This is a genomic window from Pseudomonas sp. UW4 (genome assembly GCF_000316175.1).
GTDB lineage: Bacteria > Pseudomonadota > Gammaproteobacteria > Pseudomonadales > Pseudomonadaceae > Aquipseudomonas > Aquipseudomonas laurylsulfatiphila.
Map to the genome: position 1 here is coordinate 4,706,807 of NC_019670.1, position 23,823 is coordinate 4,730,629.

Below are 23,823 nucleotides of genomic sequence, written 5' to 3' on the forward strand. Positions count from 1 at the left end.
TCCCTGCTTTTCTGGCAAGCGTGATTAATTGAAACCACTGGTGGAAATAAAGTCGACGTCGGTTTTCGGCTCGCCACGCATTAACAGACCGATGACCTGCTCCAGCGTGCGGCCTTCGAACAGGATCGCGTGCAACCCGGCGACCAGCGGCATGTACACGCCAACCTCCTGGGACTTGGCCTTGAGTACTTTAAGGGTGTTGACCCCTTCGGCGACTTCACCCAGGCGCGTGACGGCCTCGTCCAGGCTCAGGCCCTGACCGAGGGCAAAGCCGACCTGATAGTTGCGGCTCTTTGGCGAAGAACAGGTCACGATCAAGTCGCCCACGCCGGCCAGGCCCAGGAAGGTCATCGGGTTGGCGCCCTGATTCACCGCGAAGCGGGTCATTTCCGCCAGTGCCCGGGTGATCAGCATGCTCTTGGTGTTTTCCCCCATGCCCAGCGCCACCGCCATGCCGGCGATGATCGCGTAGACGTTTTTCAACGCACCGCCCAGTTCCACGCCGAAACGGTCGGCGCTGGCATAAACACGAAAGGTGCGGCCGTGCAGCGCGGCCTGAACCTGCTGGCACAGTTCTTCGTCTTCACTGGCAACCACCGTGGCCGTCAGCGCATGTTCGGCGATTTCGCGGGCCAGGTTGGGGCCGGACAGAACGCCGATGCGTGCCTGCGGGGCGATCTCTTCAAGGATCTCGCTCATCAACTTGAACGTGTGGGCTTCGATGCCTTTGGTCAGGCTCACCAGCATTTTGCCGCGCAAGCGTTCGGCGTGCGGCACCAGCACCGAGCGCAGCGCGCTGGAGGGCAATGCGACGAAACACAGGTCGCAGGCATCCAGGGTGGCTTGCAAGTCGGTGACCGGGGTAACACCGGGCAGAATCTTGATGCCTTTGAGGTAACGCGGGTTTTCGCGATTGACCCGAATGGCCTCGGCCTGTTCGGGGTCACGCATCCACTGAAGGACCTGATGCCCGTTCTCGGCCAGCAGATTAGCCACGGCGGTTCCAAAACTTCCGCCTCCCAGGACCGCAATCGGGCGCTGTTCAGTCATATGCAATCCGTTAATCCATACCAGTGGCGATGTCGGCATTATACGGGGCAGCCCATCGGCGGCCAGCCCCGACATCAAATACCTGCACCCGTAGGAAGAAGACCAATAAAACCGAGGAAAATGCAGACATCGTGAATGGAAAAGTCATTCGGCTCGGTTAACATGCGCGCCATCAATCACTGACAGGGATGTGTTGTGTCTCCGGGTGCTCCTTCACCGCGTTCGCCTCTGGTACTGGCGCTGATTTTCAGCTCGCCGGTGCTGGCCGACGACCTGTTCCTGGACAGCGAACCGCTGCCGCAAGTGCTCACCGCCACGCGCTTGAAGCAGTCGCCCGCTGCCGTGCCGGGCAGCATGACGGTGATCGACAGCGCCCTGATCCACGCCACCGGTGCCCGTGACATCAGCGAACTGCTGCGCCTGGTGCCGGGGATGATGGTCGGCAACATCAGCGGCAACCAGGCCGCGGTGAACTACCACGGCACCAATGCAACTGAAGCGCGACGCATGCAAGTGCTGATCGACGGGCGCTCGGTGTATCGCGCCGGCCTTTCCACCGTCGACTGGAGCGACATTCCGGTGGCCATGGAAGACATCGAGCGCATCGAAGTCTTTCGCGGACCCAATACCGTCAGCTACGGTGCCAACGCGCTGATGGCGGTGGTGAACATCATTACCCGGCGGCCGGCCGACAGTCACGGTACGCGCATGAAGGTCACCCGGGGCCAACGCGGCATCAACGACTTTTACGCCAGCCAGGGCCTGGGCTGGGAGGATGGTGACATGCGCCTGTCCCTGTCCGGTCAGCAAGACGACGGCTTCGACACCGACCGAACCGGCGCTGATTACCATGACAGTCGTCGCCTCGATCGCTTCAACCTCGCCGTCAGCCAGAGCCTCGACGAACGGCAAAGCCTTGATTGGCAATTGAATGCCAAGGACGGCACCAACCAGCGGCCCTATACCTACCGGCCGGTGTTTCCGGGAATTACCCGCGCCGGCAACGACTCCGACGTCACCTCCAAGGACTACGCCGGGTCATTGCGCTGGAACCTGGACATCAATCCCGATCACAGCCTTTATATTCAGGGCTCGGCCCAACACTGGGATCGCCAGCAAACCTGGCGCGCCTGCGACGCAGAAATTTCGTTCAGCCCGCAACTGACCGAGCTCTGGCAACTGAACCCGAACTACACCGAACGCCTGGCCCGCAATATCACACGCTTCACCGACCGTGGTGCCCCGGCTGGCACACCCGCCGAGCAGGCGCTGGCCAACCAGGTACTCGATCAATGGCGCAACGGTGCGAACCAGACCGTTTGCGGTGACATCGACCAGAGCACCCGGGAAACGCGCTACGACCTTGAACTGCAGGACACCCTGAGCCTTGCCGATAACCTGCGACTGGTCAGCGGGATGAACTATCGTTACGACCGGGCGGATTCCGAGACTTACTTCAATGGCACACTCGATGACAGAACCTGGCGGGTGTTTGGCCAGATCGAGTGGCGTGCCAGCGAACACTGGCTGCTGCAAGGCGGTGCCATGTTCGAAGATGCCCGATTGATCGGCAGCTCACTGACACCCCGCGTGGCGGTCAACTACCTGATCAACCCGCGCCACGGCTTGCGTGCGGTGTACTCCGAGGCCATCCGTTCGCCGGACATGTTCGAGAACAACGTCAACTGGAGTTATCAGGTCACCAACCTCAGGCCCGGTGCCTTTGGCCAGTCCAGCGCCCGTTACTTCGTCAAGACCCGTGGCCCCGGCGACCTCGATCAAGAGCACATGCGCTCCCGGGAGCTGGGCTACAACGGCTACTTCCCCGAAGCGGGGCTGGCACTCGACGTGAAGCTGTTCCACGACGAAATCACCGGCATGATCAGTGAACCGCTGCGCAACAATCAGTACATCGCCAGCAACGCCAACAAGGAGCGTTTTTCGGGAGCCGAAACCCAGCTCGACTGGCGTGTCGGCAGCTTCGATCGGCTGCGACTGACCTTTGCCTACGTCGATGCCGACGCCAGCAATCCGCTGGATGCCAGGCAGACTGCAAGCAACAGTGGTTCGGCCGGATGGCTGCGCGATTGGGGCCAGGGCTGGAACAGTGCGCTTTTCTATTATGGCGACGACGCCCTCAATGGTTACCGCTTCGAACGGGTCGATGCGCGCATCGCCAAACGTATCGCCTTGGGCAAGGCCAGCCTGGAGCTGGCCGGGGTGCTCCAGCAACGTCTGGACAATCAGCCGACCACCTTCATCGATAACCATTATGACCAGCGCCATGTGATGTACTTCAGTGCTGAGCTGGAACTTTAAGATGCCGTATCGCCCGGCCTGGAGAACACCGACCTTGGGCCGGTTACTGGCGATGCTTTGCCTGTTGTTCACCGGCATGCTGGGCAGCCTGGCGAGCAACGCGGCCGAGATTTTGCTCACGGGGACCGAAGACAGCCCCGGTGTGCGGGCGTTTACCCAGGCCCTGAGCGAGTTGCGACCGAACGACAACGTGCGATTCCAGGCGCTGGCCAGTTTGCCGGTACCGGAACAACTGCCGGAAAATATCCGCTTGATTCTCCTCGACCTGCCCAGCCTCGACTGGCGCCTGCAGGACGTCCAGGGCCCGGCGACACTGGTGCTGCGCATCAGCCGCCTGCAAGCCCGGCAACGCTTGAACAGCTCGCTGCCGGCGCGCCTTTGCCTGCTGTGGAGCGATCCACCGCCGGACCGCCAGTTACGCCTGACCCGCACCCTGTTACCCCAAGCCAAACGCATCGGCGTGCTCTACGACAACCACAGTGAATTCCTGCTGGATGAGCTGCGTCAGGCCGCCCTCCCCCTGGGCCTTGAGGTGGTCACCCAACGCTGGGACAACATTCACGACAGCCGCCCGTTACAGTCCTTGCTCAAGAACAGCGACGTGTTGCTGGGACTGGACGACGCCGACCTGTACAACCCGCAAACCGCAAAGAACCTGCTGCTGAGCAGCTACTCGCGGCAAATGGCACTGATCGGCCCCAACGCGAGTTTCGTCAAGGCCGGGAGCCTGGCCAGCACCTACAGCGACCAGAGTGATTGGCTGGCGGTCCTCGACGAATTGCTCGACCGGCCACCGGCCACCTGGCCGCGCTCGCACTATCCCCATCGATTCAAGGTCGCGAGCAATCCCCAGGTGGCGCGCTCCCTGGGTATCGAAGAGATAAACGAAGCGTCTGTCGCCACATTGCTGGCTGAAGGAGAACGCCGCCCATGAACCTGCGCCGTCGCTGGGACATCAACACCCGCACCCAACTCATCAGCCTCGGCCCTGCCCTGCTGCTGACCTTGTTGCTGATCAGCTTCTTCACCTTCGTGCGCATCCAGGATCTGCGTCAGGAAATCTCCCACACCGGCCAGTTGATTGCCAACCAACTGGCCCCCGCCGCCGAGTACGGGGTGATTTCGGGCAACAGCGAAGTACTTGAAACCTTGCTCAAGGCGACGCTGGCCACGCCCAACGTGAGCTTTCTGGAAGTCCAGGACAGCGCCAACCGGGTTCTGGTATACGTCGAACAACCGAACGAACACCACAATCGCGCGCAACAGCTCGAAGTGTTCCAGGCACCCATACGGCTCCAGCGAATCGCTTTGCACAATGACTTTTTCCAGAGCAGCAAAACCGCCACTGCCGCCCCCACCGAGGACTACCTCGGCCGGGTGATCGTCGGGCTGTCCAACGATGCGTTCAGCCGGCGCCAGCAGGAAATCGTGCTCAAGGCTGCCATTCTGGCGCTGTTTGCCCTGCTATTTACCTTCCTCGTGGCCCGACGCCTGGCGAGCAGCCTGTCGCAACCGATCCGTGATATCGGCAATGCCGTCAAGGCGATCCAGGCCGGCGATTACAAAACACCGCTGCCGATTGTCGATGACACTGAGCTGGGGGCACTGTCGCAACACATCAACAACCTCGCCAGCGGCCTCGAACAGGCCAGCCGCGAACAGCACCAGGCCATGGCGCAGTTGATCCAGACCCGCGAAGAGGCGGAAAAAGCCAACAACGCCAAATCCGACTTCCTCGCCATGATGAGCCATGAACTGCGCACGCCGATGAATGGCGTTCTGGGCATGCTGCAGTTGCTGGAAACCACCGACATGACCGAAGAGCAGGTGGAGTACGCGGCGCTGGCCTCGGAGTCCACCGAGCACTTGCTCAAGGTCATCAACGACATCCTGGATTTCTCGCGGATCGAACGTTCGGAGCTGGAACTGGAGCACATCCCCTTCAACCTCGCCGACCTGATAGGCAGTTGCGCCCAGTCGTTCCAGCACAGCGCCGCGCAACGCGGTCTCGACCTGCAACTGATGATCCCCGACGACATGCGCGGCCTGCAGGTCAAGGGTGACCCGACGCGTATCCGGCAGATACTGGTCAACCTGGTCGGCAACGCGCTGAAGTTCACCGAGCAGGGCCGCGTCACCCTGGAGGCGCAATGGCAGTCGCTGGATCACGAACTGCTGTGGTTCACCTGCACCGTGCGCGACAGCGGCATTGGCATCCCGGCCGAAAGCCTGGAATTGATGTTCAACGCTTTCCAGCAGGCCGACAGCTCCATTTCAAGACGCTACGGCGGCACCGGACTGGGCCTGCCGATTGCCCGCACCCTCGCCGAGCGCATGGGCGGCACCTTGCGCGCGCAGAGCGAGGAAGGCCGCGGCTCGGTGTTCACCCTGGAAATTCCCCTGGCCCTGCACCAGCAGACGCAGCCACTGTTGCTCCCCCGCGCGCAAACCGGCAACAGCGACGGCGAAGGGCGCAATGTGCTGCTGGTCGAAGACAACCCGGTCAACCAGACGGTCATCGAAGCCATGTTGCGCAGCCTCGGCTTCAAGGTCAGTGTCGCCGCCGACGGCGCGCAGGCGGTACGCAGTGCCGAGAGCCTGATTTTCGAAGCGATCCTGATGGACTGCCGCTTGCCGATCATCGATGGCTATGAAGCCACCCGGCAAATTCGCCAGTTACCCGGGTGCACCGACCTGCCGATCATCGCCCTGACCGCCAACGCCTTGCAGGGCGATCGAGAGGCCTGTCTGTCGGCAGGGATGAACGATTACCTGGCCAAGCCATTCAAACGGACTGATCTGCAACAAATTCTGCAGCGGTGGGTGCAGTAGTACAGGCCTTTCGACCATCTGCGACTGGCGTGAAAGGCGAAAGTGCGGCAGTCTTAGGCACCTCGACAGGCCCGAAAAGGGGCTTGAATAATAATTTCAGTGCACAAGTGTACATTCATGTCCTTGGTGCTGTGACTTTCACCACAACGCAATAGTCTATGAGTAGGCTGCCGGTTCGAGGCATGAACGCTTCGATCGGCCGGGAAGATTTGCCCCACCTGCCGCATGGGACTATTGAGGAGCTCGCATGACCAAACAAAACGCCTTTACCCGGGAAGACCTGCTGCGCTGCAGTCGCGGTGAGCTGTTCGGCCCTGGTAACGCGCAACTGCCCGCCCCGAACATGCTGATGGTTGATCGCATCACCCTGATCAGCGAAGAAGGTGGCAAGTACGGCAAAGGTGAATTGGTCGCCGAGCTGGATATCAATCCGGACCTGTGGTTCTTCGCCTGCCACTTCGAAGGCGATCCGGTGATGCCGGGCTGCCTGGGCCTCGACGCCATGTGGCAACTGGTCGGCTTCTTCCTGGGCTGGCAAGGCCTGCCGGGCCGTGGCCGTGCGCTGGGTTCGGGCGAAGTGAAATTCTTCGGCCAGGTCCTGCCGACCGCCAGGAAAGTCACCTATAACATTCATATCAAGCGCGTCCTCAAAGGCAAGCTGAACCTGGCTATCGCCGACGGTTCGGTCACTGTCGACGGTCGCGAAATCTACACCGCCGAAGGCCTCCGGGTCGGCGTGTTCACCTCCACTGACAACTTCTAAGGGTTATCCGCATGCGCCGCGTCGTTATCACTGGTCTGGGCATCGTTTCTTGCCTGGGCAATGACAAAGAGACCGTCTCCGCTAACCTGCGTGCAAGCCGCCCTGGCATCCGGTTCAACCCGGAATATGCCGAAATGGGTCTGCGTAGCCAGGTTTCCGGCTCCATCGACCTCAACCTTGAAGAACTGATCGATCGCAAGATCTATCGCTTCGTCGGCCATGCGGCAGCTTATGCCTACCTGGCCATGAAAGACGCCATCACCGACTCGGGCCTGACCGAAGAGCAGGTTTCCAACCCGCGTACCGGCCTGATCGCCGGCTCCGGTGGCGCATCGACCCTGAACCAGATGGAAGCGCTGGACATCCTGCGCGAGAAAGGCGTCAAGCGCGTCGGCCCATACCGCGTCACGCGGACCATGAGCAGCACCGTTTCCGCTTGCCTGGCCACTCCGTTCAAGATCAAGGGCCTGAACTACTCCATCGCATCTGCCTGCGCCACCAGTGCTCACTGCATCGGTACCGCCATGGAACAGATCCAGATGGGCAAGCAGGACATCGTCTTTGCCGGTGGCGGTGAAGAAGAGCACTGGAGCCAGTCGTTCCTGTTCGACGCCATGGGCGCCCTGTCCAGCAAGCGCAACGACACCCCGGAACAGGCCTCCCGCGCCTACGACGCCGACCGTGACGGTTTCGTCATCGCCGGCGGTGGCGGCATGGTCGTGGTCGAAGAGCTGGAACATGCTCTGGCCCGCGGCGCGAAGATCTACGCGGAAATCGTCGGCTACGGCGCGACCTCCGACGGCTACGACATGGTCGCCCCGAGCGGCGAAGGCGCAATCCGCTGCATGCAGCAGGCGCTGTCCACCGTCGACACCCCGATCGACTACCTGAACACCCACGGCACCTCGACCCCGGTCGGCGACGTCGCGGAAATGAAAGGCGTGCGTGAAGTGTTCGGCGACAAGGCTCCGGCCATCAGCTCCACCAAGAGCCTGTCGGGTCACTCCCTGGGCGCCGCCGGCGTTCACGAAGCGATCTACTGCATGCTGATGATGGAAGGCAACTTCATTGCCGGCTCCGCCAACATCGACGAACTGGACCCTGAAGTGGCCGACCTGCCGGTGCTGACCAAGACCCGCGAAAACGCCACCATCAACACCGTGATGAGCAACAGCTTCGGTTTCGGTGGCACCAATGCCACGCTGGTACTGAAGCGCTGGGAAGGCAAGTAATTTCCCGCTGCTGAGCCGCACAAAAAAACGCCCCGACTGGTTCGGGGCGTTTTTTTCGTCTGAAAACAGGGCAACACCACATCCTTGTGGGAGCGGGCTTGCTCGCGAAAGCGGTGAGTCAGCCGACATCCATGTTGAATGTTAAATCGCTTTCGCGAGCAAGCCCGCTCCCACAGGTTTTGCATTCAGCCTGCAGTTTCATCGTCACAAACATGAAACCTTTGTCATGAAACTCAATGGCCTGCGACCGAATGTCGCGCATTTAGCGGGCTGCAGGACTGTATCCGTTTTTGCAAAAAACCGTTACCAAACTCGGTTATTTACTTAGCAAGCTACCAAACTCTATAACAGAGACCTGCACACGCCTTGCTGCAGATAACAGAGATTGGAGCTAGCAGATGACTGTCAAAGTAACTGAACGCGACGATTCACATAAATCCCACGAGGGTGTAGCCGCCGGCATCCGGATCTGGGACGTGCACCAACAAGACCTGCTGGTCGGTATGTTCCATTCCGAGGCCGACGCGCAAAACTACAGGGCCGAACTGGAAATGCTCGAGCGCAAACGCGAGCTCGCAACCGGTTGAAAACAGACTCGACCACGGTGCAGCCTGCCCTTTACTGCCGGGCAGGCTGCATCCACATCAGACAACCTCGATCAGCGTCAAATGAAGGTCATCTTCGATCGGCACCGAAGGGACACTTTCAACAATCCAGCCCGCTTGAAGCCTGACCACCTCGACCTCGCCATCGCCCATTCCGTCATTGCGGATCGAAAACTGCAGCGAAGACGGATGACGCTTGGCATAGTCGAAACTCATGCCGCAGGCGATCAGGAAATCGATTTTCGCCTCGATCAGCTCAACCTGAACGTCGCGCTCGCCTTCTTTGAGACTGTCGTAATCCAGGCACAAGTTGATTGCAAAAGGGCAGCCATTGACGAGGCTATTGATGAACTTCCCTTCATAACCCCCGAAATAACTGTGCTCAGCCCACACGCTGCCGAGCTTCTTCACCCTGATCTCGATTTCCTCGGAAATTTTGAATAGCCAAAAGTCTCCTACCGAAGCCAGGTGCTTGCCAAAATCGATACCTGACACATGGCGCTTTGGCCACATCGACATCAAAGGAATATCACCTTCATATTCTTTATTGGTGATCGCCAGCAAGTAATTAATAACATCGTAATAACTCGACTCACCTTCTCCAACCTTGATGAGGGTCGCACAGCTTCCCGCCAGCAATACAATCTTGCCATAGCGTTCCACTGGCAGTTCGGTCATCAACAAAGCTATACACGCTGGCACTTTCTCCAGATAGGCAGAGTTCAGCTCATGGAGCTCCTCTTCATTGCGGACCTCGCGCCAGGGAATGTTCCAGAAGAACTCAGGCAGGGTAAAGAAAACACAAGCGGTCTCGCCATGATCCTCGCGAGCAGCTTTTGCAGCGATCTTGATTTTTCGGCGTACAAGCTCGGCACGAGCGACAAGTTCATCGTCCAGATAATCGTGAATGGATTGCCCGAGCGGTCGCGCCTGTGAAAGCTGCGACTTGAAAGTGGATTGGCGTAACGAAGCGATACTGACAAACATTTATTCCATCCTTGGACACTAAAGTTCATTCCATTTGCTTTCTCAAGACACAAACACCCTTATAAAAAGACATTATTTCCTGGCAAAAGAAAACCCGAAAGATCGTATCGATACAATCTTTCGGGCTCAATGTATAAATCATGCAAAGTACTAGCAAACATGTAAGCCCGCTAGAGCATTGAATCTGTTACCACATCAGGTCATCAGGAATCTTATAGGCCGCGTACGGATCGTCCTCGGCGATGACCTCTTCAGTCTGCACATTGAGCTGCACGATGCGCTGCGGATCGCGCTCCTGAATCTTCAGCGCCGCCTCGCGCGGAATCACTTCGTAGCCGCCAGCGTGATGCACGATGGCCAACGATCCGCTGCTGAGCTTGTTGCGCATCAGGGTGTTGACGCAGATGCGCTTGACCTTCTTGTCGTCGACGAAATTGTAGTAATCCTCGGTCGTCAGTTTCGGCAGGCGCGAGACTTCGATCAGTTGCTTGACCTGCGCGGCACGGGCCTTGGCTTCGGCTTTCTCCTGCTGCTGGCGGTTGAGTTCCTGATCGCGCTTGACCTTCTCGGCCATGGCTTCCTGCGCCGCGCGCTGCTGGGAGTCATCCAGCTCGATCTGGCCTTTGTGGGCCAGGCGCTGTTGTTTCTGCTTGTCTTTGCTGACCTGCTTGGCCTGCTTCTGGTTGACCAGCCCTGCTTTGAGCAACTGGTCGCGAAGGGAAATGCTCATGGTGCTTATTACTCACTTGGGCTACGGCTCAACCGCAGCTGGGCAAATTCTTTTCCTGACGTTTGGCTTCGCCCCACAAGGCGTCCAACTCTTCGAGGGTGCAATCTTCCATGGGACGACGGGTATCGCGCAATGCCTGTTCGATAAAACGAAAGCGTCTTTCAAACTTGCCGTTGGCACCACGCAGTGCGGTTTCCGGATCAACCTTGAGATGCCGCGCCAGATTGACCACGGAAAACAGCAGGTCGCCGATCTCGTCGGCAACGGCTTCGGGATCGTTTTCCGACATGGCTTCGAGCACTTCATCGAGCTCCTCACGCACTTTATCGAGCACCGGCAAGGCGTCCGGCCAGTCAAAGCCGACCTGCCCCGCGCGTTTCTGCAATTTTGCCGAACGGGACAGCGCCGGCAATGCCGCGGGGACGTCATCGAGCAACGACAACTGTTCGGGTGCCGAAGATTTCTCCGCACGTTCTTCGGCCTTGATCTCTTCCCAGCGCTGCTTGACCTGCTCTTCACTCAGGCGCGGAACATCCAGAGGCGCATACAGGTCACCGGTGGGGAACACGTGGGGATGACGGCGGATCAGTTTGCGGGTGATGCTGTCGACTACGCCGGCGAACTCGAAGCGCCCTTCTTCGCGAGCCAACTGGCTGTAATACACCACCTGGAACAGCAGATCGCCCAACTCGCCCTGCAAGTGATCGAAGTCACCGCGTTCGATCGCGTCGGCGACTTCGTAGGCTTCCTCAAGGGTGTGCGGGACGATGGTGGCGTAAGTTTGCTTGATGTCCCATGGGCAACCGTACTGCGGGTCGCGCAGGCGGTTCATCAGGTGTAGCAAATCTTCAAGTGAATACATCGATCAATCTCTGCCCGCTCCCTGTAGGAGCGAGCTTGCTCGCGATGGACGTTAACGATGACGCGGGCGTTCTGAATCAACGCGTCGCCCTCCGGTTCTTCGCGAGCGAGCTCGCTCCTACAATAAAGCGCTCCCGTTTTATGGCGTACGGTTACGCCGCGTTTCGATGATGTTCGGCAACTGGGAAATCCGCCCCAGCAACCGCCCCAACGCATCCAGCCCCGGAATCTCGATGGTCAGGGACATCAGCGCGGTGTTGTCCTCCTTGTTCGAGCGGGTGTTGACCGCCAGCACGTTGATCCGCTCGTTGAGCAGCACTTGCGACACATCACGCAGCAAACCGGAACGGTCGTAGGCGCGGATGACGATGTCCACCGGATAGGTGAGCACCGGTACCGGCCCCCAACTGACCTGGATTATCCGCTCGGGCTCGCGCCCGGCCAGCTGCAGCACCGAAGCGCAGTCCTGACGGTGAATGCTCACGCCACGACCCTGGGTGATGTAGCCGACGATGGCATCGCCCGGTAATGGCTGGCAGCAGCCAGCCATCTGGGTCATCAGGTTGCCGACGCCCTGGATCTGGATATCACCGCGCTTGCCCGGTTTGTAGCCCGTGGCTTTGCGCGGAATCAATTCCAGCTGTTCGTTGCCGCGCTCCGGCTCGACCAGTTGCTGCGCCAGGTTGACCAGTTGCGCCAGACGCAAGTCGCCGGCACCGAGGGCGGCGAACAGGTCTTCAGCGGTTTTCATGTTGGCCTTGTCGGCCAGCTTGTCGAAATCCACCGCCGGCAGACCGAGGCGATTGAGCTCACGCTCAAGCAGGGTTTTACCGGCCGCGACGTTCTGGTCGCGAGCCTGCAACTTGAACCAGTGAACGATCTTCGCCCGTGCCCGCGACGTGGTGACGTAGCCCAGGTTCGGGTTCAGCCAGTCACGGCTCGGGGTGCCGTGCTTGCTGGTGATGATCTCGACCTGTTCACCGGTTTGCAGGCTGTAGTTGAGCGGCACGATGCGCCCGTTGATCTTGGCGCCACGGCAGTTGTGGCCGATTTCGGTGTGTACGCGGTAAGCGAAGTCCAGCGGCGTCGCGCCTTTGGGCAAGTCGATGGCATGGCCGTCCGGGGTGAAGATATAGACCCGGTCGGGCTCGATATCGACCCGCAGCTGTTCGGCCAGGCCACCGATGTCGCCCAGCTCCTCATGCCATTCGAGCACCTGACGCAGCCAGGAGATTTTCTCTTCGTAGTGATTGGAACCGGACTTGACGTCGGTGCCCTTGTAGCGCCAGTGCGCGCACACGCCGAGCTCGGCTTCCTCATGCATCGCGTGGGTGCGGATCTGCACTTCCAGCACCTTGCCCTCAGGCCCGATCACCGCCGTATGCAGCGAGCGATAGCCGTTTTCCTTGGGGTTGGCGATGTAGTCGTCGAACTCTTTCGGGATGTGCCGCCACAGGGTGTGGACAATGCCGAGCGCGGTGTAGCAGTCGCGCATTTCCGGCACCAGCACGCGAACGGCACGCACGTCGTAGATCTGGCTGAACTCCAGGCCTTTGCGCTGCATTTTGCGCCAGATCGAATAGATGTGTTTGGCCCGGCCGCTGATGTCGGCATCGACGCCGGTGGCCTGCAATTCGTTTTTCAGCTGGCTCATCACGTCGCTGATGAAGCGCTCGCGATCCAGTCGCCGCTCATGGAGCAACTTGGCGATCTGCTTGTACTGGTCCGGCTCCAGGTAACGGAAGGACAAGTCTTCCAGTTCCCACTTGATGTGGCCGATACCCAGGCGGTGGGCCAGTGGCGCATAAATGTCGAAGACTTCACGGGCCACGCGGTTGCGCTTTTCGTCATCGGCGGTTTTCACCGCACGGATGGCGCACGTACGTTCGGCCAGCTTGATCAGGGCGACGCGAACGTCATCGACCATGGCCACCAGCATCTTGCGCAGGTTTTCCACCTGGCCCTGGGTGCCCAGCACCAGGGATTTTCGCGGGCTCAGGCTGTCGCTGATCGCGGCCATGCGCAGCACGCCATCGATGAGTTTGGCCACCACCGGACCGAAGCGCTGGCTGACCGCCGGCAACTTGATCTGGCCTTCGCGTACGCCTCGATACAGGATCGCGGCGACCAAAGAGTCCTGGTCGAGTTTGAGATCGGCGAGGATCTCGGCGATCTCAAGTCCGGTACGGAAAGTCGAATTACCTTCCGACCACAGATTCTGTGCCGCATTGGCTTGTTGTTCGGCCTCGCGAGCGTACTCGCAGGCTTCCTTCAAGGCTTCGCGATCCAGTGCCAGATCGACACTCACCGCGTGATCGAGCCAAGCCTCGAGATTGATACTGCCGTCAGTGTTGATCGGCTGGTGTGCTCTCACCTGTACCATCTTGCTTACCTTCCCTACGACGCAGATTCAATGCGTCAAATCGCTGACCTTCGTTGCCTGTGCGCCCACGTCGGGCTCGGTGCGCGGCTGCACGGGCGGGCCAGTCGGACCAGACGAGCGTCCTAGCTCGCTTCAAATAACGCCATGGCCTCGACATGTGCCGTTTGAGGAAACATATCGAGAATCCCGGCACGTTTTAACCGGTAGCCCTGCTTGATCAATTCGACCGTGTCGCGCGCCAGCGTTGCCGGGTTGCATGACACATACACCAACCGCTCGGCGCCCAGGGTCTTGAGCTTGCGCACAACCTCGAAAGCACCGTCACGCGGTGGGTCCAAGAGTACCGCACAAAAGCCTTCGGCGGCCCATTCTGCGCCCGTCAAAGGCTGGGATAAATCGGCCTGAAAAAACTTCGCGTTATGCAGATTGTTGCTAGCCGCATTCGCCGCCGCCCGGTCGACCATCACCTGCACACCTTCCACTGCCACCACTTCGCGAGCAGCCTTGGCCAGCGGCAAGGCAAAGTTGCCCAGGCCGCAGAACAGATCGAGTACGCGCTCATCCGCCGTCGGCTTCAACCAGTCCAGCGCCTGGGCGACCATCGCTTCGTTGACGCCAGCGTTGACCTGGATGAAGTCTCCCGGCCGATACGCCAGCTCCAGATCCCACTGTTCAAGACGATAGCCCAACGACTGGTCAGCCTCGACCGGTTGCGGTTCACCGTCGCCATGCAGCCACAACTGGGCCTCATGGAAGGCGCAGAAATCCTTGAGGATGGTCATGTCACCTTCAGACAACGGTGCCATGTGCCGCAGCAAAACCGCCAGCGTCGAGCCGCTGAACAACTCCACGTGCCCCAGTGCCTGAGGTTTGCTCAAGCGCCGCAACATTTCCGGCAAGCGGGTCATGATCGGCTGCAAGGGCTGTACCAGCACCGGGCAATCATCGATGCCGATGATGTCCTGGCTGCCGGCGGCACGGAAACCGACTTCGAGTTTTTTCGCCTTCATGTCCCAGCGCACCGCCACGCGGGCGCGACGCCGGTAGGCGAATTCCGCACCGCTCAAAGGTGGCGCCCACTCTTCGGGTTCGACGCCTGCGACCTTCGACAACTGCTCGGCGAGCATGCGCTGTTTCAGGGCGAGTTGTTCGTTATGAGGCAAATGCTGCACGCTGCAACCGCCGCAACGGCCGGCATGGGCGCACGGTGCCGGGCGGCGCGATTCACTGGCCTTGAACACCCGCTCGGTGCGCGCCTCGACCACTTTGCCGTGGGCGCCGAGCACACGCGCTTCAATCTCCTCACCGGCCAATGCACCGATGACGAACCAGGTGCGACCTTCGAAAAACGCGATGCCGCGACCGTCATTGGCCAGGCGCTCGATAGTCAGGCGCTGCTTTTTACCGGTCGGGATTTGCGGGGCCTTGCTGCCACCGGCGGGCTGGAAGCGCAGGCCTCTTTCATGCTTGGCCATCAGTTGGGCGCGTCGAAAATGCCGGTCGACAGGTAACGGTCGCCACGGTCGCAAATGATCGCGACGATCACCGCGTTTTCAACTTCTTTGGACAGGCGCAGCATTGCCGCCACGGCACCGCCCGAGGACACGCCACAGAAAATGCCTTCTTCGCGGGCCAGCCGACGGGTCACGTCTTCGGCTTCGCTTTGGGCCATGTCGACGATGCGGTCCACGCGGTCAGCCTGGTAGATCTTCGGCAGGTATTCCTGGGGCCAGCGGCGGATGCCCGGGATCGCCGAGCCTTCCATCGGTTGCAGGCCGATGATTTGCACGTTGTCGTTCTGCTCTTTCAAGTAGCGCGACACGCCCATGATGGTCCCGGTGGTGCCCATGGAGCTGACGAAATGGGTGATGGTGCCCTCGGTCTGGCGCCAGATTTCCGGGCCGGTGGTGGTGTAGTGCGCTTCGGGGTTGTCACCGTTGGCGAACTGATCCAGTACCTTGCCGCGACCTTCGGCTTCCATCTTCTGCGCGAGATCACGGGCGCCTTCCATGCCCTGCTCCTGGCTGACCAGGATCAGTTCGGCGCCATAGGCGGTCATGGCTGCCTTGCGTTCGGCGCTGGAGTTGTCCGGCATGATCAGGATCATCTTGTAACCCTTGATCGCCGCGGCCATGGCCAGGGCGATCCCGGTGTTGCCCGAGGTCGCTTCGATCAGCGTATCGCCGGCGTGGATCTGCCCGCGCAGTTCGGCGCGGGTGATCATCGACAGCGCCGGACGGTCCTTGACCGAACCCGCCGGGTTGTTCCCTTCGAGCTTGAGCAAAAGGGTATTGCTGGTGGCGCCGGGCAGGCGCTGCAAACGGACCAGCGGAGTGTTGCCGACGCAATCGGCGATGGTTGGGTACTGCAAGGTCATGGCGTATTCGCAATCCAGACTGCGGGGGCGCCTATCATACCGGCAAACGTTCGCAGACCATATCACGCAAAGTGTGGTGCTTATGGCTAATGGGAATAAGGCTGGTTATTGATCCGGCGTCCTGCCCGGACCAAGCAGAGGGCTGCCCCCATTAAATGGCTCTCGGAAGTCTTCGATCCATATGAACGAAAAACTCACTCCATCAGAAATTTCCTGCAACCCATGACGGCATGCATGAACTAGTTGGCAATGGTTTTCATGGATAGTCTTTTGTAACGCGGAATGTGCACTTCACGCAATTCCGCACCACCTATCACATTGATGACCACTTCAAATGAGCATAGAGATGAAAACACTTTTTGCGCTTTCTCTCGCCAGCCTGATTCTGGCGAGTACTCAAGCTTCGGCAGCATGTACCAGCATTCTTAATACCTACAACGGCTCCGTACCTGCTAATACAGATGTCATTGCACAGGGCCCTTTTACGATTAACAGCACGAATGGCTGTCTACAAGCAAACATTTCCTCCACGATTACCGCAGTAGGAAGCGGCTCACCTCCCAACCTATACATTGACCGATTAATTGGGTCGACTTGGACCCAAGTCGCCGGCGGCACCGGCAATACTGCTTCAGTACTTGGCCCCCTGGGTACTTACAGAGTGCGCCACGCCAACAAACTTAACGTAGAAAGACAATATTCTGGAACCACACGCTACGCTCGACGAGCAATAGACTGCCGGTGTCCTTCAGCAATTTTTCGGGCACCGGCTTAGTCAAGTATGAATACTGAGCGACAGATCATTTCTATCTGAATTCGCAAAATAGGAGAGCGCGTTTATCACCTGGTTTGCGCCCAGCAGCATCCTCGTCACGATCTTGAATGAGTCCTGATGAGCATACATAGGCCATGCGCGAGCATAGGCCTTGTTATCACCCAGCATCTGATTGAACATGGCAATTGCGTTATATTTAACATCTCTTTCAGTCGAGTGACCATTTTTATCAAACGCCATACCTCCCGATATAAAAGCACACGCCACATGCTCATCTATCAGATCAAGCTCACTAAGCTTTGACCCAACCCTTGCCAACTCATTGGTACTGATCGACGTAAAATCGCAACCCCTTATCATATCTTTCAGCGCGCCTATTGCAGACTCGCTTTTCAAACTCAATACATCAGCAGCATCGATTGCATTGGTTATTGTGTAAGCATTTTTTGTTTCGTAAGGGTTTTTTATGGCATAGGCATCGGCTTGCATTGACAGGACGGGTGTTCTTATTGAGACATTCATTGACGCTCCTCCTTGATGTTTATCTGCAAGGTAGATATCGCCCGTCAAATTGAAGGCTTGAGCCCCTTTTTCTCATTTCAGAACTTTCATACACCAAGCATTACTTGCTGCGTAGGACGTATCCGAACTAGTTGTATGAATGCAGCCCAATCCGGCTTTCACCACATTAAACTGGCGATTTATTAGCCAACAACCGTATATTCATCTGTAATCCGCACTCGGTGTTCTGCGCCCAAAGTTTCCCGCCCTGACGCCGCACCGCATTCCTTGCAATACTCAATCCCAACCCAAACCCGCCATCCCCCGGCCGCGCCCCATCGAGGCGGGTAAATGGCAGGAAGATCCGCTCTAGATCGGCTTCAGCCACGCCACCACCCTGATCCTCCAACCACAGATGCCAATAGTCACCATCGCGCCGCCCGGCCAGCCGGACAATGCCGTCAGTGGGTGAATGGCGAATGGCATTGCGCAGCATATTTTCCAGCGCTTGAGCCAGGGTGTTGAGATGACCGCGCACCCAGCAGGATTCATCCACCGTGCATTGCAGCCGGGTATCAGGCCAACCGCTTTCATAGCAGGCATTCTCCGTGAGCATCTCCCACAGCGCCTGGATCTGGATCGCTTCGTCGGGCAAGCGGGTGCGCTCGGTGTCCAGCCAGGCCAGCTGCAGCGTGTCTTCCACCAGGCGCTGCATGCCATCGACCTCCCGGCCGATGCGTTCGCGCAATAGCTCCAGCCCCTGCTCACTTTCACTGGCCACCCGCAAGCGGCTCAGGGGCGTGCGCAATTCGTGGGACAGGTCGCGCAGCAGTTGCTGCTGCAAGGCCACGGTACTTTGCAGGCGTTCAGACATGTGATCGAACGCCCTGCCCAGCTCACCCAGTTCATCCGAACGTTTGGTGGTCCGGCTCGAGAGCCGTACGTTCAGTTGATCGGCACGCCAGGCATTGGCCTGCTCACGCAAGTGGTTGAGTGGCACCACCAGCAAACGGTAGAGCCCGACGCACAGCAGCAAAGTGAACAGCCCCGGAATCACGCCGTTGGTGATCACCCGCCAGAACACCCGGTATTGCCCAGGCAGAAAGCGTTCGGGCAACTCGATCACCAGGCTGCCGGCGGACGAGTCACCGGGAAACGGTATGCGCATCCACGGCCGGCCTTTCTTGTGGATGGGCCAATCGAGGCCGCGTAAAAAAGTCAGGCGTTCGACTTCCTTGTCCGTCAACGACTGATTGCTCAAGGACTGCAAATCACCGTCGATGACACCGACCCAGCCTTTTTCCCGCTGATGCATGCTCTGCAGCCAGTCATCGACACCGGCGCTCTGGCGCTGCTGCCATGCCTGCTCGGCCTCGGCAGCGTAGCGCGTCAGGGTGCCGCGGGCCTCATCGGAGAGGAACTGGTTGCGCTGTTCCATGTAACGGCCCCAGGACCAACTCAACCAGATCATCAGCAGACAGAACGCCACCAATAGACAGGCCAGTTTCCAGAACAGCGAATGCCTGCCCGGCAAGTTACATTTCATCGGTGGCGCTCAGGATGTAACCCTTGCCCCAGACGGTGCGCACTTCGCGCTCGGTGTAGCCAATGGCCTTGAGCTTGCGGCGGATCTGGCTGATGTGCATGTCCAGGCTGCGGTCATGGGCCGCGTAACCGCGCTGCAGCACCTGCTGATAAAGGAAGGCTTTGCTCAAGACTTCGTCGGCGTTGCGGTGCAGTGTCTCCAGCAATCGGTACTCGCTGCGGGTCAGCCCGCCGGCCTGTTCGCCATAAAACACCTCGAAGCTTTCATCGTCGAAACGCAGGCTGTCCATCGAAGGGGATGGCACTGCGGGGACCGGGCGGCGGTCGAGGGCCACCCGCCGCAGAATGGCTTCGATGCGCACCCGCAACTCCACCATGCTGAAGGGCTTTGGCAGGTAATCGTCGGCCCCCAGGCGAAAGCCGCTGATGCGGTCGGCCTCGGCACCGAGGGCCGACATCAGCAACACCGGGGTGGTATGGCTCTGGCGCAATTGGGTCAGCACCGCCAGACCGTCCAAGCCCGGCAGAAGAATATCCATCAGCACCACGTCGAAAGGTTGCCGCCGGGCCATGTCCAGGCCTTCCTGGCCGTTCTGGCACCAGGTCACCTGGAAGCCGCTGCGGTCCAGATGCTCATGAACGTAGGCACCGAGCACAAGGTCGTCTTCGATGGACAGGATTCGGGGGAGGCCGGCAGTGATGGGAGTCATGACTATCTGCAAATAATTCTCAGTTGAGTGATTATTCAAGATTGCCTCGCCAGGGGCAACCCGCCGCTTGGCTGTATCGCCAATGACCTGCGCGGGCCGACGAATGGCAGCAGCATTTTTTACGAAGATTGCCCGCGAGCAAATCGCTACACTGCGCAAGTGCTGCATGACGGATATATGTGCAGGTCTATGAATAGCGGGATGCAGGAGAGATGCGTGCTCAAGAAACTGGGAATCAAAGGCCGCGTGCTGTTGCTGACCCTGTTGCCAACCAGCCTGATGGCGTTGGTGCTGGGGGGATATTTTACCTGGATGCAACAGGCTGACCTGCAAACCCAACTCATGCAGCGCGGCGAGATGATCGCCGAGCAGTTGGCTCCCCTGGCGGCGCCAGCCATGGGCCATCAGGACAACGAACTGCTTGAACGCATCGCCACCCAGGCCCTGGAACAAACCGACGTACGGGCCGTGACCTTCCTGGCTCCCGACCGCACGTTGCTGGCCCACGCCGGCCCGACCATGCTCAACCAGGTGCCTTCCGGCAGTGGCATGCAGATGCTGCGCCGCAGTGGCAACGATGCGACCCGCTATCTGCTGCCGGTGTTCGGCAAACACCGCAACCTGGCCGGAGACGTGATATCCGAAGAAGCCGACCGCCTGCTGGGCTGGGTCGAACTGGAGCTGTCCCATAACAGCATGCTGTTGCGCGGTTATCGCAGCCTGTTCGCCAGCCTGATGCTCATCGCAGCCGGACTGACAGGTGCGGCACTGCTGGCCCTGCGCATGGGTCGCACGATCAACCGGCCGCTGAGCCAGATCAAGCAGGCCGTAGCCCAACTCAAGGACGGCCATCTGGAAACCCGCTTGCCGCCCCTCGGCAGCCAGGAGCTGGACGAACTGGCCTCCGGCATCAATCGCATGGCCGGCACCCTGCAAAACGCCCAGGAAGAATTGCAGCACAGCATCGACCAAGCCACCGAAGACGTGCGCCAGAATCTGGAAACCATCGAGATCCAGAACATCGAACTGGACCTGGCGCGCAAGGAAGCCCTGGAAGCGAGCCGGATCAAGTCCGAATTCCTGGCCAACATGAGTCATGAAATCCGCACGCCGCTCAACGGAATTCTCGGCTTCACCCACCTGTTGCAAAAAAGCGAGCTCACCCCACGCCAGCTCGACTACCTGGGGACCATCGAAAAATCCGCCGACAGCCTGCTGGGCATCATCAACGAGATTCTCGACTTCTCGAAAATCGAGGCCGGCAAGCTGGTGCTCGACCATATTCCGTTCAACCTGCGCGACCTGCTGCAAGACACCCTGACCATCCTCGCCCCCGCCGCCCACGCCAAGCAGCTGGAACTGGTGAGCCTGGTGTACCGGGACACGCCGCTGTCCCTGGTCGGCGACCCGCTGCGGCTCAAGCAGATCCTGACGAACCTGGTGAGCAACGCAATCAAGTTCACCCGCGAAGGCACCATCGTCGCCCGCGCCATGCTCGAAGAAGAGCACGAAGACAGCGTGCAACTGCGCATCAGCATCCAGGACACCGGCATCGGTCTGTCCAACCAGGACGTGCGCGCCCTGTTCCAGGCCTTCAGCCAGGCCGACAATTCGCTGTCGCGGCAACCCGGCGGTACGGGCCTGGGCCTGGTGATTTCCAAGCGCCTGATCGAACAGATGGGCGGCGAGATCGGCGTCGACAGCACGCCCGGGGAAGGATCGGAATTCTGGATCAGCCTGAGCCTGCCGAAAGCCCGCGACGATGCCGAAGACCTGCCCGCCGCGCCCTTGCTCGGGCGCCGGGTGGCGGTGCTGGAAAACCACGAACTGGCCCGGCAGGCGTTGCAGCATCAACTGGAAGACTGTGGCCTGAGCACCACGCCGTTCAATACCCTGGAAAGCCTGACCAATGGCGTCACCGCCGCCCACCAGACCGATCAGGCGATCGACCTCGCCGTGCTCGGCATCACCAGCAACGACATGCCGCCGGAACGCCTCAACCAGCACATCTGGGACCTCGAGCATCTTGGCTGCAAAGTGCTGGTGCTGTGCCCGACCACGGAACAGACGCTGTTCCACCTTTCCGTGCCCAACCCCCACAGCCAGCTCCAGGCGAAACCGGCCTGTACCCGCAAGCTGCGACGCTCCCTGTCTGACCTGGTCAGCCCGCGCCCGATGCGCAGCGAGCCGGGCGAACCGGTGTCCAGCCGTGCACCGAAGGTGCTGTGCGTCGATGACAATCCGGCCAACCTGATGCTGGTGCAGACCCTGCTCGAAGACATGGGCGCCAAGGTGCTTGCGGTGGAAAGCGGTTATGCCGCCGTCAAGGCGGTACAGAACGAGACATTCGATCTGGTATTGATGGACGTGCAGATGCCCGGCATGGACGGTCGCCAGAGCACCGAGGCGATTCGCCAGTGGGAAAGCGAACGGCATTGCACGCCGTTGCCGATCGTGGCCCTAACCGCCCACGCCATGGCCAACGAAAAACGCGCACTGTTGCAAAGTGGCATGGACGACTACCTGACCAAACCGATCAGCGAACGACAACTGGCCCAGGTGGTACTGAAGTGGAGTGGCCTGGCATTGCGCAATCACAGCCCGGAGCGCTCCGGCGACGGGCACGGCGGCGCCCATGACCTGTTGGTGCTCGACCACGAGGAAGGATTGCGCCTGGCCGCGGGCAAGGCTGATCTGGCCGCAGACATGCTGGCGATGCTGCTCGCCTCTCTGGAGGCTGACCGCGAAGCCATCCGTCTGGCTCAGCAGAGCGATGATCACAACGCCCTGATCGAACGGGTCCATCGGCTGCATGGTGCGACGCGTTATTGCGGCGTACCGCAATTGCGTGCGGCCTGCCAACGCAGCGAAACCCTGCTCAAGCAACAGGACCCGAAAGCCAGCGTGGCACTCGATGAACTCGACCGGGCGATCAATCGCCTGGCAGCCCACGCGCGAATGAACGCTTGATGCAGCGCAATCGTGGGAATCAAGTATCAGCGTAAGCTCTGTGGGAGCTGGCTTGCCAGCGATGGCGGCCTCAAGGGCAACGTAGAGTTTGATCCCCTCATCGCCGGCAAGCCAGCGCCTACAGGAACGAGGCAAAGAGGAAATCATGCGTACGATTCTTTTCAGCAGCCAGAACTACGACATCGACAGCTTTCGCGCGGCCGGGCAACCGGCCGGCATCGAGCTGCAATTTCAGCCTGCGCGCCTGAGCCTCGACACGGTAGCGCTCGCCCAAGGGTATGAAGCGGTCTGCGCGTTCATCAATGATGACCTCGGCGCGGCAGTGCTCGAGCGCCTGGCCGCTGGAGGCACTCGCCTGATCGCCCTGCGCTCGGCGGGTTACAACCACGTCGACTTGCCAACGGCAAAACGTCTGGGACTGGCCATCGTGCGCGTCCCGGCCTATTCGCCCCACGCCGTGGCCGAACACGCAGTGGCATTGATCCTCGCACTCAACCGCCGCTTGCCCCGCGCCTGCAACCGCACCCGCGATGGGGATTTCAGGCTGCAAGGGCTGACCGGTTTCGACCTGGTGGGCAAGACGGTCGGCGTGGTCGGCACTGGGCAGATCGGCGCCACCTTCGCCAAAATCATGAACGGTTTTGGCTGCCGGTTACTGGCCTATGACCCCTACCCCAACCCGCAGGTCGAAGCCTTGGGCGCGCGCTACCTGAGCCTGCCGCGACTGCTGGCCGAATCGCAGATCATCAGCCTGCACTGCCCGCTCAACGAGCAGAGCAAGCACTTGATCAACCGCGAATCACTGGCGCACATGCAACCGGGCGCGATGCTGATCAATACCGGACGAGGCGGCCTGGTGGACACCCCGGCGCTGATCGACGCGTTGAAAGACGGTCGCCTCGGCTATCTGGGGCTGGACGTGTATGAGGAGGAGGCGCAATTGTTCTTCGAGGACCGTTCCGACCTGCCGTTGCAAGACGATGTGCTGGCCAGGCTGCTGACCTTTCCTAACGTGATCGTCACCGCGCACCAGGCCTTTCTGACCCACGAAGCGCTGGACGCGATTGCCGCCACCACGTTGCGCAACATCGCCGCCTGGGTGGCGGGCACGCCGGAAAACCTGGTCACGGGCGACTGAAACGGATCGAAGGTCATCGGCCTGCGCGATGCGGCATGCAAGCCC

General features: G+C 59.9%; 18 protein-coding genes and 1 pseudogene. 9 read left to right on the forward strand and 10 right to left on the reverse strand.

The window, feature by feature from the left end; all coding sequences use genetic code 11:
• Positions 1–24 precede the first annotated feature (24 nt).
• Positions 25–1,050, reverse strand: coding sequence for an NAD(P)H-dependent glycerol-3-phosphate dehydrogenase (locus PPUTUW4_RS20785; protein ID WP_015096434.1), 1,026 nt, complete (start codon positions 1,048–1,050; stop codon positions 25–27).
• A gap of 195 nt (positions 1,051–1,245) precedes the next feature.
• Between PPUTUW4_RS20785 and PPUTUW4_RS20790 the strand changes: the two genes are divergently transcribed.
• The 6 genes from PPUTUW4_RS20790 to PPUTUW4_RS20815 all read left to right on the forward strand — a co-directional run bounded on the left by PPUTUW4_RS20790 (position 1,246) and on the right by PPUTUW4_RS20815 (position 8,783).
• The gene (locus PPUTUW4_RS20790) at positions 1,246–3,369 is read left to right on the forward strand and encodes a TonB-dependent receptor (RefSeq protein WP_015096435.1); all 2,124 of its coding nucleotides are present in this window, start codon (positions 1,246–1,248) and stop codon (positions 3,367–3,369) included.
• Position 3,370: 1 nt separating this feature from the next.
• Positions 3,371–4,303, forward strand: a complete 933-nt coding sequence (locus PPUTUW4_RS20795) for a hypothetical protein (RefSeq protein WP_015096436.1) — start codon at positions 3,371–3,373, stop codon at positions 4,301–4,303.
• Positions 4,300–6,201 (forward strand): ATP-binding protein, encoded by a 1,902-nt coding sequence (locus tag PPUTUW4_RS20800; RefSeq protein ID WP_015096437.1) that lies wholly within the window; start codon positions 4,300–4,302, stop codon positions 6,199–6,201. The genes PPUTUW4_RS20795 and PPUTUW4_RS20800 overlap by 4 nt, the downstream gene beginning before the upstream one ends.
• Before the next feature lie 247 nt (positions 6,202–6,448).
• A complete protein-coding gene (fabA, locus tag PPUTUW4_RS20805) occupies positions 6,449–6,964 on the forward strand; it encodes a 3-hydroxyacyl-[acyl-carrier-protein] dehydratase FabA (protein ID WP_015096438.1) in 516 nt (171 codons plus the stop codon).
• A gap of 11 nt (positions 6,965–6,975) precedes the next feature.
• Positions 6,976–8,196: a beta-ketoacyl-ACP synthase I gene (gene fabB / locus PPUTUW4_RS20810; protein ID WP_015096439.1), complete on the forward strand. Its 1,221-nt coding sequence runs from the start codon at positions 6,976–6,978 to the stop codon at positions 8,194–8,196.
• 398 nt (positions 8,197–8,594) lie between these two features.
• Entirely contained in the window at positions 8,595–8,783 is a 189-nt protein-coding gene (locus PPUTUW4_RS20815) for a hypothetical protein (RefSeq protein WP_007974549.1), read from the forward strand.
• A gap of 57 nt (positions 8,784–8,840) precedes the next feature.
• Here PPUTUW4_RS20815 and PPUTUW4_RS20820 read toward each other — a convergent pair whose 3' ends face one another.
• From PPUTUW4_RS20820 to mazG, 3 genes are all read right to left on the reverse strand, one after another.
• Complete coding sequence (locus tag PPUTUW4_RS20820) at positions 8,841–9,788, reverse strand: hypothetical protein (RefSeq protein ID WP_015096440.1); 948 nt, start codon at positions 9,786–9,788, stop codon at positions 8,841–8,843.
• A gap of 187 nt (positions 9,789–9,975) precedes the next feature.
• Positions 9,976–10,518, reverse strand: a complete 543-nt coding sequence (locus PPUTUW4_RS20825; protein ID WP_015096441.1) for a DUF2058 domain-containing protein — start codon at positions 10,516–10,518, stop codon at positions 9,976–9,978.
• Positions 10,519–10,546: 28 nt separating this feature from the next.
• The gene (gene mazG, locus PPUTUW4_RS20830; RefSeq protein ID WP_007988772.1) at positions 10,547–11,380 is read right to left on the reverse strand and encodes a nucleoside triphosphate pyrophosphohydrolase; all 834 of its coding nucleotides are present in this window, start codon (positions 11,378–11,380) and stop codon (positions 10,547–10,549) included.
• A gap of 44 nt (positions 11,381–11,424) precedes the next feature.
• Here mazG and PPUTUW4_RS30390 point away from each other — a divergent pair.
• Positions 11,425–11,505: pseudogene (locus PPUTUW4_RS30390) on the forward strand (outer membrane lipoprotein carrier protein LolA); the annotation flags it as partial.
• 13 nt (positions 11,506–11,518) lie between these two features.
• On the opposite strand, the gene relA reads toward PPUTUW4_RS30390, so the two are convergent.
• The 6 genes from relA to PPUTUW4_RS20860 form a co-directional block, all read right to left on the reverse strand.
• Positions 11,519–13,762 carry a GTP diphosphokinase gene (gene relA / locus PPUTUW4_RS20835; protein ID WP_015096442.1) on the reverse strand — a complete coding sequence of 748 codons (2,244 nt, stop codon included), beginning with the start codon at positions 13,760–13,762 and terminating at the stop codon, positions 11,519–11,521.
• Positions 13,763–13,884: 122 nt separating this feature from the next.
• Positions 13,885–15,237 carry a 23S rRNA (uracil(1939)-C(5))-methyltransferase RlmD gene (gene rlmD / locus PPUTUW4_RS20840; RefSeq protein WP_015096443.1) on the reverse strand — a complete coding sequence of 451 codons (1,353 nt, stop codon included), beginning with the start codon at positions 15,235–15,237 and terminating at the stop codon, positions 13,885–13,887.
• Positions 15,237–16,139 carry a cysteine synthase CysM gene (cysM, locus tag PPUTUW4_RS20845; RefSeq protein WP_015096444.1) on the reverse strand — a complete coding sequence of 301 codons (903 nt, stop codon included), beginning with the start codon at positions 16,137–16,139 and terminating at the stop codon, positions 15,237–15,239. Before cysM ends, rlmD begins: the two co-directional genes overlap by 1 nt.
• 775 nt (positions 16,140–16,914) lie before the next feature.
• Entirely contained in the window at positions 16,915–17,436 is a 522-nt protein-coding gene (locus PPUTUW4_RS20850) for a hypothetical protein (protein WP_015096446.1), read from the reverse strand.
• A gap of 166 nt (positions 17,437–17,602) precedes the next feature.
• On the reverse strand, positions 17,603–18,961 hold the full coding sequence (locus tag PPUTUW4_RS20855) for a sensor histidine kinase (protein ID WP_041474939.1): 1,359 nt from the start codon (positions 18,959–18,961) through the stop codon (positions 17,603–17,605).
• Positions 18,951–19,670 (reverse strand): response regulator transcription factor, encoded by a 720-nt coding sequence (locus PPUTUW4_RS20860; RefSeq protein ID WP_015096448.1) that lies wholly within the window; start codon positions 19,668–19,670, stop codon positions 18,951–18,953. The genes PPUTUW4_RS20855 and PPUTUW4_RS20860 overlap by 11 nt, the downstream gene beginning before the upstream one ends.
• A gap of 216 nt (positions 19,671–19,886) precedes the next feature.
• Here PPUTUW4_RS20860 and PPUTUW4_RS20865 point away from each other — a divergent pair, with 216 nt between their 5' ends.
• Entirely contained in the window at positions 19,887–22,640 is a 2,754-nt protein-coding gene (locus tag PPUTUW4_RS20865; RefSeq protein WP_015096449.1) for a response regulator, read from the forward strand.
• Between the two features lie 145 nt (positions 22,641–22,785).
• Positions 22,786–23,778, forward strand: a complete 993-nt coding sequence (locus PPUTUW4_RS20870) for a 2-hydroxyacid dehydrogenase (protein WP_015096450.1) — start codon at positions 22,786–22,788, stop codon at positions 23,776–23,778.
• The last annotated feature ends 45 nt before the right edge of the window (positions 23,779–23,823 follow it).

Coding starts and splice junctions, on each gene's coding strand:
- mazG (WP_007988772.1), bottom strand. CDS start 11,380: ATGTATTCACTTGAAGATTTGCTACACCTGATGAACCGCCTGCGCGAC.
- PPUTUW4_RS20825 (WP_015096441.1), bottom strand. CDS start 10,518: ATGAGCATTTCCCTTCGCGACCAGTTGCTCAAAGCAGGGCTGGTCAAC.
- rlmD (WP_015096443.1), bottom strand. CDS start 15,237: ATGGCCAAGCATGAAAGAGGCCTGCGCTTCCAGCCCGCCGGTGGCAGC.
- PPUTUW4_RS20815 (WP_007974549.1), top strand. CDS start 8,595: ATGACTGTCAAAGTAACTGAACGCGACGATTCACATAAATCCCACGAG.
- fabA (WP_015096438.1), top strand. CDS start 6,449: ATGACCAAACAAAACGCCTTTACCCGGGAAGACCTGCTGCGCTGCAGT.
- cysM (WP_015096444.1), bottom strand. CDS start 16,139: ATGACCTTGCAGTACCCAACCATCGCCGATTGCGTCGGCAACACTCCG.
- PPUTUW4_RS20870 (WP_015096450.1), top strand. CDS start 22,786: ATGCGTACGATTCTTTTCAGCAGCCAGAACTACGACATCGACAGCTTT.
- fabB (WP_015096439.1), top strand. CDS start 6,976: ATGCGCCGCGTCGTTATCACTGGTCTGGGCATCGTTTCTTGCCTGGGC.
- PPUTUW4_RS20860 (WP_015096448.1), bottom strand. CDS start 19,670: ATGACTCCCATCACTGCCGGCCTCCCCCGAATCCTGTCCATCGAAGAC.
- PPUTUW4_RS20795 (WP_015096436.1), top strand. CDS start 3,371: ATGCCGTATCGCCCGGCCTGGAGAACACCGACCTTGGGCCGGTTACTG.
- relA (WP_015096442.1), bottom strand. CDS start 13,762: ATGGTACAGGTGAGAGCACACCAGCCGATCAACACTGACGGCAGTATC.
- PPUTUW4_RS20855 (WP_041474939.1), bottom strand. CDS start 18,961: ATGAAATGTAACTTGCCGGGCAGGCATTCGCTGTTCTGGAAACTGGCC.
- PPUTUW4_RS20820 (WP_015096440.1), bottom strand. CDS start 9,788: ATGTTTGTCAGTATCGCTTCGTTACGCCAATCCACTTTCAAGTCGCAG.
- PPUTUW4_RS20785 (WP_015096434.1), bottom strand. CDS start 1,050: ATGACTGAACAGCGCCCGATTGCGGTCCTGGGAGGCGGAAGTTTTGGA.
- PPUTUW4_RS20850 (WP_015096446.1), bottom strand. CDS start 17,436: ATGAATGTCTCAATAAGAACACCCGTCCTGTCAATGCAAGCCGATGCC.
- PPUTUW4_RS20800 (WP_015096437.1), top strand. CDS start 4,300: ATGAACCTGCGCCGTCGCTGGGACATCAACACCCGCACCCAACTCATC.